The organism is Aeromonas eucrenophila, assembly GCF_000819865.1.
In the GTDB taxonomy this organism is placed as follows: Bacteria; Pseudomonadota; Gammaproteobacteria; order Enterobacterales; family Aeromonadaceae; genus Aeromonas; species Aeromonas eucrenophila.
In genome coordinates this window covers 733,948-746,013 of sequence record NZ_CDDF01000005.1, presented here as the reverse complement: position 1 = coordinate 746,013, position 12,066 = coordinate 733,948, and the positions used below count along the sequence as shown (strand labels likewise).

Below are 12,066 nucleotides of genomic sequence, written 5' to 3'. Positions count from 1 at the left end.
GCACTCGGGCCGTCGTCCTTGAACTCAAGGTTCAGCCCACCCGTACTGGTCGCACTCTGGCTATCGCCATCACGGTCCGTCACGGTCTGCACCACCTTGATGGCCGCCGCCGTGCTCAGGAACACGCTGTCATCCTGGGCTGCGGCACTGCTGCCATCCACCCCGTGCTCCAGCGCCGCATACTGGGTCACTGTCACCTTGCCGCTGCCGTCTATCAGCACGCTGAACGCCTTGGTGCCGGTGCTGGTATTGCCACCGGTCCACCCTTCATAACCACCGGCAACGGCCACCAGTTTGATCTCGCTGGCACTGCCACTTTGCCCCGCCAGCCACAGCCCGGTCTGGGCGCCCGCCGTGGCGCTCAGGCTGTACTGCACACTGCCCGCACCGTCTGCACCGTATACCGGGGCGTTGAACAGCCCGCTGATGCTGGCGGCACTGATATCCGCCGTGTCAAAGCCACCGGTCTCATCCAGTGTCACGCCGGCACTGACCTCAGCCTTGGCCGACGCACTCGGGCCGTCGTCTTCGAAGCGGAATATGCCGCTGACTCCCAGATCCAGACTGGCCTTGGCACTATCACCATCAGAGTCCGTCACTGTTTGTACCAGGGTCAGTACGCCACTGTTCAGCGTCAGGCTGACACTGTCATCATGATTGCCGGTATCACCATGCCAGACATTGTCCAGCAAATTCAGGGTTACCGCGCCAGTGGCAGGATTGATCGTCAGGGTGAAGTAGTTCACCCCGTTGGCACTGCCGGTAATGACATTACCGACCTGGTTGAGCACAATTTGAGCGCCCTGACCATTGGCAACTTGCGGATCGACAGCATAGAGACCGCTTGCCACATTGTTGCCATTAAGCACCAGGTTGTAACCAATGCTGCCCGTCCCATCCGCCCCGAAGGCATGGTTGAATTGGGCCTGCACCACGGAGGCTGCCAGCGTAACGCTCGCAACACCGTCACTGTCGGCGCCGCCCAACTGTGGCAGACTCTCATCCACACTGAGCACCCCCAGTTCACCGGCACCAGGGATGAGCGCCACACTCGGTACGTCATCGAGTATCACCACATCCAGACTGGCGCTGGTGCTGTCGCCATCACTGTCCGTCAACACGACATTGAAACTTTCGGTCAACGATGTGTCATTGGTGGGCTGGGTATGCGCCTCGTTATCGCCAAGGGTGTAGCTGTAGGTGACGCTGCCGACTCCAGTCACGGGGTTGTAACTGATGCCGGTCACCAACAGCTGATTGCCCAGAGGACTGGGGATCGACTGCGGGAAACTGGTGATGACCAGGCCGTTGCTGATGAGCGTCACACCACCCAGCGTCAGGCTCTGGACCCCGTCTGCCGCATTGAAGGTAAAGGTGCCGCTTTTGGTCAGTGCTGCGGCATCCGGGGAGCTCCCATCGGCCAGAGCGGCTTCACTCAGAACGAGCTCACCCCCTTCAACTTGTAATCCCCCCAGGGAGATAGTCTCATCCACCGGGGTGATGGTAATGGTCAAGGTCGAGGGGTTGGTATCGGCACCGTCAGTGACGATGTAATTGGCCAGAGGAACGGGGCCTGTGTAGTTGAGCGCCGGGGTGAAGGTGTAGGAGCCGTCCGCATTGATGATGAGCGTGCCGATCCCGTTCAGGGTCGTCGCAGTGCCTGCCGGGATACCGATGTTATTACCCCAGCTATAGGAGACAATCGAGGCATCCTGAGGGCCGTCCGGGTTGCTGCTGTTGGTCAGCAGGTTGCCACTGATGGCTTGATTTTCCTGGGTGATGGCCGATTCATCTTGGTCATCAAGCTGATTATCCAGCAGAAGATCCTCTGCCTGCAGCAGATTCTGCGCCGCCAGCGCATCGTGGTTGGTATCAAATCCGGAGGTCGCAATGGTTGCATCACCGATACGGTCGATAACGACAAAGCCACCATTACCGCTGGCCCCCGCGACCCCACCTATACCACCCCCGCCGCCACCCGCAGCGGGGGCACCACCGGCTGCCGAGGCTTCAAAGTTCTTGGTCGGATCGACCCCTTCCAGTATGGATTTTTGCAAGGCTGCGATTTCCGGAGGGAGATCCTTGTTCTCTGCGGAGGATGAGGGGGCCCCCTGGGCGGGCGTGTCAGCCGGTGCTGGTGCATCTGGTGCTACATCTGGCTTGTCATCGTAGGGGGCCAGCATCAACTTGGCATTGTCGGCAATCTCGAGTTTGGCCCCCGGCTGCAAGATCTCTCCCGGCTGGAGCGGACGACTGCTGCCATCGGCGAGCTGGATCTGAACATTGCCTTCTACGGAGGAGACGACGACGGTTTTATCGATGATTTGGGTGCGCATATCCATTGCTCCAGAGTGACAGATCTTGATGGCTACACCTTAGATAGGACGTCGTCATGCTTCCGTTGCAAAAATGTACTGCGTTGAATCTGTGCAGCTCCATCCGATGCAGCAAATCGAATAATGATTTTTTACACATTAAAATCAATGCATTAACAAAGACTCTTGTGACCCCCTTTCATGCTCGCCGTAGAAAAGCATCCCGACTTATTCTAAACGGATATAAAAAAGGGCCCACATTGGGGCCCTTTTCTTGAATGATGGCACTCATCATGGCAATGGGAATGCCGGATGAACGAAGCCTTGGTAGCCATCTATATGCAGGCTGGACAGCACCTCGACCTGTTGTTGATCTTCCACTCGAGTGGCGATCGTCGTGACGCCCGCGTTGTGCGCCGCACGGCAAACCGCGGCCAGGAAGGAAGTATCCGCCCCCGGCTCCATGACCTGACTGGTATAACCGTGATCCACCTTGACATAGGCCGGTGCCAACTCTTCCAGATAGCCGAGGGATTGGAAGTGGCGGCCATAGTGATCGACCCCCCACTGGAAACCATGCTCGCGCAGCACACTGACCAGAGTGGTGACCTGCTCTCTATGTTTCATGATGGCCGCTTCGGGGATCTCGAACAGCAGCCTATCTTTGAGCTCGCCATTCAAGGCCAGATAGCCTTTCAGCCAAGTCAGGAACTCATCGGAACAGAGCGAGCCCGCCGTGATGTTGACGGCCAGCACCAGCTCGGGTTGTTGTTTGAGCAGAGGAGCACAAGCTTCCAACACCGCCTTGTCGAACTCGGCGCCCATCTTGAATTGCTCGATGGCAGGCAAGAACTGGCCAGCAAAGTAGTCGGTACCATCCCGCGAGATGGAGGCGAACAGCTCGGCATGCAGGCGCATCCCATTGTCGAAACGACAGGCCGGTTGCGCCTTGAAACGCCACAGGTCCCTGGCGATCGCGTCCTGTACCAGATCGCGCCAGGCCAGACGCCCCATCAGCCCCTGATCCGTACCACCTTCCATGACAACGGCACCGCGCCGCTCGTTGCGTGCCTTGCCAAGGGCGTTGTCGGCCTTGGTCAGCAGGCTGGAGAGATCATCGTTACCGTCCCGACCGGCGATGCCTATGACGGAGAGCGCCCCCACCTCACCCATGGGATTGACTACCAAATCGGCGATGCGACTGTTGATCACCTCTGCCAGTTCCTTGAGCTGTGATAGATCGTCGGTAGGGCAGAGCAACGCATATTCGGTGGCCGAGATCCGGGCCAGCGCGGCGCCATCCCAACCACCGAGCAGTTCTTTGAGTACCTGGGCGATGGATTTGACCATGTTGTCTCGCGCGGCAAACCCTTCTTCCCGATAAAGATCGTCCAGCATGTCGACGGCCACCAACATGACGCCACCCTGCCCCGCCTCCGCGATCCAGGCATTGACTTGCCCGACGAAATAAGAGCGGTTGCCGAGCCCGGAGACGGCATCGACATAGACTCGGGCACGCAGATTCTCGGCCTCGTCAGCCTGCTCCTTGAACTGCACGGCCAGTTTGCTGGAAAGAATATTGATGGCTTGCACCACCTGCTTGAGCTCGCGAGTCTTGGGCTCCGGGATGGCATGGCCGAAATGATGCAGCTCTATCTCGACCGCCTGCTCGCAGATGAGTTTGAGTGGTTTGAGCAGATAATTCAGGGCCCGCATCAGCAGTATGGTAGTGAGCAGAAATCCGATCAGGAACCAGCTCGCCAGCTTGCTCATCCCTTCCCACAGCTCGTAATAAGCCTGGCCGGAGTGACCCACTACCTTCAACTTGCCCAGCTGTAGCCAGCCCGAGGTCAAAATCGATTCGTTGGATACCTCAGGGAAAAGACCAAGACCGATGAACCACTGCGGAACCCCCTGGATATTGTTGCTGTTCTCAAGCTCGATCACATCCTTGGAGGCCAGCAGATCCAGCCGGACCAACTTATAGTAACCCCCGTCAAACACGGCCTTGAGGACGGATTCGGCGCTCACCTTGTCGCCATTCTCCAGATAAGGCGTCAACGCCAGCCCCAGCGACGTGGCGGTGTTGATTACTGTGGTTTCCTGCTGCTGTGCCAGATAGTTACGAGTCGAATTGAACTGCACCCAATAGGTTGCAGCAAATAACAATCCGAATAATAACAACATGGTTGCCAATAATTGTCTGTAGAGCGTCATAGGTTAATCATCCAAATTCACCACAGGCCGAGCCAATCGCCCTGAAGTCATGCGATTGCGTAAGTCATTCCATAATCCCAAGCGGGATGATTGCCCGGCCAGTTCCCCTTGACCACGTGCCTTCATCAACCACAGGTGACTACCGTTAAAGCTATAAATTGGTTTCAGATCCGCTCGCTGGCTGGCCGGGCGAATGGCACCGATAAGGTTGTCCAGAATAAGAGGAACGGATGCTGGCGTCTCATAATAGGCAACAACCATATGAAACTGGTTATAATCCAATGCCTTGACATATACCATTCGCATTTTTTCATCCGGAATGCCAAGTTCCAGCAGCGTAAAATATTTGGAAATGCTGAAGTCTTCACAATCTCCACCAGCGGCCCCCAAAAATTCCAGCGGAGTCGCCCAATAATCTTTCTTGTGCCACAGCTTGGTATCATCGATGAAGCGCATTTGATTGAAAAACTGGTTCACCTTCTCCAGCTTCTGGCGCTCGCTCAGCCCTGCGGCACGATTTTGCATGGCCAGGGTGCGCCAGCTGGTGACCCGCTTGCCCGCCCGCCCCCCATAGGTTTCCTCCGCTCTCTTGACCAGCTGAAGATCTTCGGAGGAGAGCGGCTGACTGGCATTGAGCAGCAAGGGAAGTGAGAGCAGGCAAAACCACAGCAAAGGGCGTGCCCAGCGCAGGGACAGGCATTGATGCCATGCCTGCCAGGCCATACCCAACCCCCTTGCCTTGTACCACGATGTCACATTCTTCCCCTGCGGCAGGTCATAGCAATCTTCATTTGAAAACTCAAAACATAAAAGAATGACTGCAGCAAGCTGCAGCCATTTCTTTGTCTGATATCACATCAGCGCGATTGCCATCAGTTGTTATTGGCCTGCCAATCAGCTGGCTGCTGCACATTCATGGCATTGAGCAACCCACCCGTGGCATTGAGGATCCGATAATCCGCCAGCAGGGAGTCATACTCGGCCGTGATGTAGCTGCGGCGCGCCTCGAACAGTTCGTTCTCCGTGTTCAGCACATCCAGCAAAGTCCGTTGGCCCAGACCAAACTGCTTCTTGTACGCCTGTACAGTGTCATAGCTGGCGTCCACGTGCTCTTTCAGGAAGACTTTCTGCTTGGCCAGCGACTCTTTGGCATTCCAGGCGAGGCGGGTACCCTCTTCTACCTGACGGAAAGCGTTCAGATGAATGTCTTTCGCCTGGGAATAGAGCGCCGAGGTGGCTTTGCTTTCGGCCAGATCCGAGCCGCCACGGAACAGGTTGTAACGCATCCGGACCATGGCGGTCAGATCGTCGTTACGGCCATTGACCGCGTCGATATCCTCGTTCCAGTTTTGATCCACTTCGAAGGCTACGTTCGGGTAGAAGCCGGACTTGGAGCCTTCATGCTGGTACTTGGCCTCCTCGATATCCTGCAGAGAGGAGAGCAGGGTCGGGTGCACCTCGGTAGCCGTCTTCAGTGCATCCTCCAGGGTGGCGGGGATCAGCTGGCTGTTAGGAACTGGCTGCACCAGGTCCTTGGGGACCTCATTGACGACACGGATGAACTCACTCTCGGCATCCCGATAGTTGTTGTCCGCCGCCGCCTGGTTGGAATAGGCCCGCGCCACCCGACCGTCGATCTGGGTCTGATCCGCGGTAGAGCCCAGGCCGGAATCGGTCCGCTTCTGGATGTCGCTGCGGATCTGCTCGTGAGTCTCCAGGTTCTGCTTGGACAGCTCCAGGATCTCCTGCTGACGCAGCATGTTCAGATACACCTCAGCCACGCGCAGCGCCGTGTTCTCCGCTTCGGAGATCATGGCCAGACGCTGGGCGTTGGCGGCAGCATCGGTTCTAGCCACGTTGCTGCTGACGTCGAAGCCGTCGAACAACATCTGGCGCAGGCTGATCCCGGCCTCTTTGCGGGTCATGGAATCATCGATACTCCCGTCCCTCGATTTTCCATTTACCGCACGGGTCGAGGGGCTGTCAGTCTTCTCGTAACCGACGCCACCACGCAAATCGACGGTGGGATAGTAGCCACCTTTGGCTCCATCATGCTGATACAGTCGTGCCTGATAGAGGTCAAAAGCTTCCTTGATTTTTGGATGGGTAGCCAGTGACTGTGCCACTGACTGTTCCAGCGTTTGAGCCTGGCCAAGGCCAGGGAACAGCACTGCGCCACTGACCAGCATGGCAACAATCGTCTTCTTCATGGTATCTCCAGTCATGTTGTTATTAGATTGTTGGCTTTATCGTTCTCTCAGTGCCGACTGCTTAGCCCGCAAGATCGGCTTAAGCAAGTAGTCTAGGACACTTTTTTTACCAGTAATAATATCTGCACTGGCTAACATACCGGGGATGATGGGAAGTGCGTTAAGCTCATCGCCCAAGTAACTCTTCTCGGTGCGCACCCGAACCAGATAGAAAGTGTTGCCCTTCTCATCCTGGATCGAGTCGGCACTTATCTGTTCAACCTTGCCATGTAAACCTCCGTAGATAGTGAAGTCATAAGCCGTTATCTTGACCACGGCTTCGAGCCCTGGCCGCAGGAAGGCGATATCCTTGGGCGACACCTTGGCTTCCACCAGCAGGGTATCCTCCAGCGGCACGATTTCCATCAGATCCATGCCCGGCTGCACCACGCCGCCCAGGGTATTGATCTTGAGCTTCTTGATGGTGCCCTTGAGGGGCGCCAGCACGCTGGTTCTGTCGACCCGGTCGCGCAGGCCCACCTGCCCCTCGGACAGCTGGCTCAGCTTGCCTTGTCGCTCGTTGAGCTCGGTCTGAGAATCGGCTCTGAACTTCAAGGCGATGTCGTTGCGCTTGGAGATGGTCTCCCGCAGCACCGAGTTGAGTTTGGGAATGAGCAGCCGGTTGGCCTCCAACTCCCCTTGCATCTCGTTGACCTGCCGCTCCAGCTTGATGAGCTCCACCTGAGGAACTATACCCTCTTTCGCGAGGGGACGGCTGATATTCAACTCCTGACGAGCCAGATCGACGCTGCGACCCACCGTCCTGATCTTGGCATTGAGCTCTATGGTCTCCTGCTCTTTCTGCTCGATCTGCTGACCGAGGATGTAGAGCTGGTTGGTCAGATTATTGAGTCGCTCGTCCTGCACCGACTTTTCACGTGCCACGTATTCGGCGAAGACACTCTCGAATCCGTCAGGGAACACAATGGGTTGCTTCTCGATAACCACCTGTTCGCGCCAACCAAGATTGGATTCATTTTTTACCACTACGCTCTTGATCTCGGCACGCAAGCGGGCAATGTCCCCCTTGAGGATCACCATCTCCTGCTCACGTTCACGAAAATCCGATTTGAAGCGGGTATCATCGATGCGCAGCAAGGGCTGCCCCTTCTCGACGATGTCACCCTCTTTCACGAAGATCTCCTTGACGATCCCCCCCTCCAGGTTCTGGATCACCTGCAATTGGCGCGACGGGATCACAGTGCCCTGACCGACGGTGACCTCATCCAGCTTCGCCCAGGCAGCCCAGACGATGGCACTAATGAAAAACAGGAAGCAGGCCCACAACAGGACCCGGGCGCGAGTGGGCGTCGTCAGCAAGACGGCAGCGGCACCATCATCGACATATTCAAGATGCTCAGGGGATGGCAGGACAGTGTCTGGTGCCGTTTTCTTGAACCAGTTGTTAGCCATTGGACACCTCCTGCAGCCGTACCTTGCCTTCCTTCAATTGCTGCAACACCACCTCTTTGGGTCCATCGGCTACTATCTGCCCCTGCTCCACGACGATGACCCTGGAGGCCACGTCCAGCATGGAGGTCTTGTGAGTGATCAGGATCAGGGTGGTCTCCGGCCCCAGCCTGGCCAACTCCTGCTTCACATGCATCTCCGACTGGTTATCCATGTTGGAGGTCGGTTCGTCCATCACCAGGATAGGGGGATCGTTGAGCAGGGCTCTGGCCAGCAGGATCGCCTGGCGCTGACCCCCGGAGAGCTGACGTCCGCCCTCGCCGATCTGCCGATCCAGCCCATTGGGATCCCGGTTGGTAAAGTTGGTCACCCCGGCGCGCTTGGCCGCCCGCAAGACGCGCGCATCATCCACCAGCGGGTTGCCGAGCATGATGTTGTCGCGCACCGAGCCAAAGAACAGGGTCACGTCTTGGGGCACACAACCGATGTTGCGGCGAATGGCGGCTGGCGCCAGTTGATCCAGCTCGAAACCATCGAGTCGTACCGAGCCATCGGTGGGTCGATAGAGCCCCATCAGCAGCTTCTCAAGAGTGGTCTTGCCCGCCCCGATCCGGCCTATGATGGCCACCTTTTCCCCCGGCTCGATACGCAGCGAAATGTTGTGCAGGGTGCTGGTTTCCATGCCCGGGTATTTGAAGGAGACGTTCTCGAATTCGATGCGGCCCGCGATGATGGGGTGGTGAATATATTGTTTCCCCTCCTCCTGCTCGCCCGGCGTCATCATGATCTTCTCCAGGATCTCGAGCGCAGACTTGGCCTGGTTGTAACGGGTGGAGAGCACGGAGAGCTGCACCATGGGCGCGATGGCCCGGCTCGACAGCATGACAGCGGCGATCATGCCGCCCATGGTCACCAGCCCTTCCGAAATCTGGTAAACCCCGACGATGACCAACCCCACTGTCACTACTTGCTGGATGTAGCTCGCCAGAGACGACATGGAGTTGGTGATGCGGCGGGTCTGCACGCCCCAGGTGGAGATGTGGGACACCGCCTGCTCCCAGCGATGCTGGAACATGCTCTCGGCACCGAAGATCTTGACAGTTTCCAGACCAGAGATGCTCTCGATCAGGTTGGCGTTCTTCTGGGAGGCAAGGCGGGAACCCTCCTCGATCGACTGCTTGAGCGGCTCCTGAATGTAGAAGCTGTACGCCACCAGGATCAGGATGGCGACGATGGGCACCACTACCATGACACCGGCAAAGAGCCAGATAATGAACAGGAAGAAGATGGCAAAGGGTAGATCGATGAGCGTGGAGACGGTGGCCGAGGTGAAGAACTCCCGGACCGACTCGAACTCTTGCAGGTGTTTGGCGAAGGCCCCCGTCGAGGCAGGGCGGGATTCCATCTTCATCCCCATCACCTTGGCGAAGATCTTGGCCGACAGCAGTACATCCGACTTCTTGCCCGCGATGTCGATGAAGTAGCTGCGCAGCTGGCGCATCACGAAATCGAAGGTGAACACCACCATGGCACCCACCGCCAGCACCCAGAGGGAATCGAACGCCAGATTGGGCACTATCTTGTCGTAAACGTTCATGGTGAACAGCGGGCTGGCCACCGCAAACAGATTGATGAGAATGGAGGCGATCAGCACATCCCGGTAGATCCCCCTGGATTCGAACAGGGTGCTCCAGAACCAGTGACCGTCACGGGTCTCCAGCACCTTGGGGGAGCGCTCATCGAACTTGAACTGTTTCTTGACGAAAAACAGGCGGCCATTGTATTCGTCACCCAGTTGAGCGGTGCTGACCCACTGCGCCGCATCGCCGGCCTGGGGGAAAATGACCTTGCCCTGAGTCCTGTCTTCATTCCATTCCAGCAGGATACAGGCACCACCGTTGCGGGTCTGCAGCACACAGGGCAGCAGCAGAGAGGAGACTTCCTCCAGGGGCTGAAGCACTTCACGGGCGGACAGGCCGCCACGCTCGGCGGCGCGGGGAAAGAGTGCCGTGCTCAGACGGCCGGATACCAGCGGCAAGCCGGTCGTCAGGGCATCCTGGCTGTTGGGCACGCCATAAAAGCGGGTCAAGAAGACCAGGCATTCCAATAGCTCATCAATACGGCTAGTTTCTGCTTGCATAGCATCCTGTCAAAACATGATTTAGACGGTTGTCGCGGGGAAGTATCGCCGTCCTCATTGTGACGGCGGTCTTTTGAATAACGGAGCCTGACGTCCGTCACCGAAAGCCGACAACCAAATTAGCGCACAGGGCAATGACCTTTTAATGCCATCACCAGACCCAAACATCGTCAAGCCGAAAAGCGGATCCTTGCCTGGCTCTGATGTGGCACCAGTGCCAGAGTCTCCGACTCGATTATTACAAGCTTATTGATAACAATATCTTTTTCAAGCCGTCCATCTTATCAAGGCGACTTGAATGAAACTATACTGCAAAGACTGAATTTCATCTAATAAGCCTCTGTTTTTTTAATGAAATTAGAGTGACAGCTCATTAAAACCGTCGAGGGAAAAGGGTCGACCCAGGCTGTGTCCCTGGGGCCCGGAGCGAGCCAGCTCGGTGGCGATACCGGCCATGGCGGTCCAGCGATTCTCACACCAGTCCGGTGCCAACAGGGTCGGACGACGGGCCGAAGCCGAGATGCGGTGATAAACCACCTCGGGAGGACTGTGCTGGATCATGGCCACCGCCGCTTCTATATATTGCTCCAGCGTCGGCACTTCCAGCCGCCCCGCCTGCCAGGCCTTGCCAAGGATGCTCCCCTCCACCACGTGCAGCGGATGCAGCTTGATCCCCTCCACCCCAGTGTCCACGATGCGATGCAGAGTCTCCAGGCTGTCCATGGCCGCCTCTCCCGGCAGGCCGACGATCAGATGAGCACAGACCTTGATGCCCCTTGCGTGGGCACGGCGCACCGCATCTTCATAGGCGCCATAGCCGTGGCCCCGATTGATCCGTTGTAGCGTCTTGTCGTTGGCACTCTGCAGCCCCAACTCCAACCACACCTCGTAGCCGCGAGCCTGATAGCCAGCCAGCAGATCCAGCACCGCATCCGGCACGCAATCCGGGCGGGTGCCGACGCAGAGCCCCACCATGTCGCTCACCGACAGCGCCTCTTCATACATGCGCTGCAGGTATTCCACCTCGGCATAGGTGCTGGTATAGGCCTGAAAATAAGCGAGGTAGCGCTTGGCACGGGTCACCTCGTCCCGCCGCGCCAGCAGTTGTTGCACCACGGAGAGCTGCTGAGCCGATTCGTCGGCGAAGGAGGAGACGTTGCAGAAGGTGCAGCCGCCGCGGCCCAGAGTGCCGTCCCGGTTCGGACAGGTAAAGGCGCCGTGAATAGAGAGTTTGTGGATCTTCTGGCCGTGGCGCTGCTTGAGATCCTGACCGAATGTATTGATGAGTTCGTGTAACTGCATGACACCTCCAATATAAGGTGCCATTGTACCGGCTCACCCCGCTGGGAAGGCTGAGCTGGATCAAGCCGCCCCGAGCCTCAAAACTATATAAATATTCATCTTTCATCGGATAAGTATCCGACACATGTGTATTTAGGTTACTTTTGGAAACCCCTCCCCCCACCACAAAGGGAAAAAGGAAAAACACGAACACCCTCTAACCATCTGTTCATACTGAAAAAAATCCAATTAGCCCGCATCTGAATAAATGCAAGGCACAGGATCCTGAAATGTGATCCCGGCCCGACCTCGGGAGGGTGGATTGGTAAGATTACTACAGCACTCCGACACGATGCAGTCCACCACTAACGCTAAGGATATCAGCACAAAAATCCACAATTAGTTAAATTTAAAGTTTTTTATTAATGAAAAGTCCCATTGTCACTCCCAAATC

Annotated in this window: 7 protein-coding genes; all 7 read right to left on the bottom strand. The window is 57.0% G+C overall.

Features of this window, described 5'->3' with window-relative positions; all coding sequences use genetic code 11:
- The coding region (locus BN1124_RS21655; RefSeq protein ID WP_231553612.1) for a retention module-containing protein at positions 1-2,336 on the bottom strand (2,336 nt) is incomplete at its 3' end.
- Between the two features lie 270 nt (positions 2,337-2,606).
- A complete protein-coding gene (locus BN1124_RS07320; protein ID WP_042640460.1) occupies positions 2,607-4,532 on the bottom strand; it encodes an EAL domain-containing protein in 1,926 nt (641 codons plus the stop codon).
- Positions 4,533-4,535: 3 nt separating this feature from the next.
- A complete protein-coding gene (locus tag BN1124_RS07315) occupies positions 4,536-5,255 on the bottom strand; it encodes a transglutaminase-like cysteine peptidase (RefSeq protein WP_042640458.1) in 720 nt (239 codons plus the stop codon).
- Positions 5,256-5,404: 149 nt separating this feature from the next.
- Positions 5,405-6,742: a TolC family outer membrane protein gene (locus BN1124_RS07310; protein ID WP_042640456.1), complete on the bottom strand. Its 1,338-nt coding sequence runs from the start codon at positions 6,740-6,742 to the stop codon at positions 5,405-5,407.
- A gap of 36 nt (positions 6,743-6,778) precedes the next feature.
- Entirely contained in the window at positions 6,779-8,194 is a 1,416-nt protein-coding gene (locus BN1124_RS07305) for an HlyD family type I secretion periplasmic adaptor subunit (RefSeq protein WP_042640454.1), read from the bottom strand.
- Positions 8,187-10,331 carry a type I secretion system permease/ATPase gene (locus tag BN1124_RS07300; protein WP_042640451.1) on the bottom strand — a complete coding sequence of 715 codons (2,145 nt, stop codon included), beginning with the start codon at positions 10,329-10,331 and terminating at the stop codon, positions 8,187-8,189. Before BN1124_RS07300 ends, BN1124_RS07305 begins: the two co-directional genes overlap by 8 nt.
- Before the next feature lie 357 nt (positions 10,332-10,688).
- Complete coding sequence (locus BN1124_RS07295; protein ID WP_042640449.1) at positions 10,689-11,633, bottom strand: tRNA modification radical SAM protein MnmL/YtqA; 945 nt, start codon at positions 11,631-11,633, stop codon at positions 10,689-10,691.
- Positions 11,634-12,066: the final 433 nt, after the last annotated feature.

Excerpts from the sequence above, each read along its gene's own strand:
- BN1124_RS07320 (WP_042640460.1), bottom strand. The coding sequence starts at position 4,532 with ATGACGCTCTACAGACAATTATTGGCAACCATGTTGTTATTATTCGGA.
- BN1124_RS07315 (WP_042640458.1), bottom strand. The coding sequence starts at position 5,255 with ATGGCCTGGCAGGCATGGCATCAATGCCTGTCCCTGCGCTGGGCACGC.
- BN1124_RS07310 (WP_042640456.1), bottom strand. The coding sequence starts at position 6,742 with ATGAAGAAGACGATTGTTGCCATGCTGGTCAGTGGCGCAGTGCTGTTC.
- BN1124_RS07305 (WP_042640454.1), bottom strand. The coding sequence starts at position 8,194 with ATGGCTAACAACTGGTTCAAGAAAACGGCACCAGACACTGTCCTGCCA.
- BN1124_RS07300 (WP_042640451.1), bottom strand. The coding sequence starts at position 10,331 with ATGCAAGCAGAAACTAGCCGTATTGATGAGCTATTGGAATGCCTGGTC.
- BN1124_RS07295 (WP_042640449.1), bottom strand. The coding sequence starts at position 11,633 with ATGCAGTTACACGAACTCATCAATACATTCGGTCAGGATCTCAAGCAG.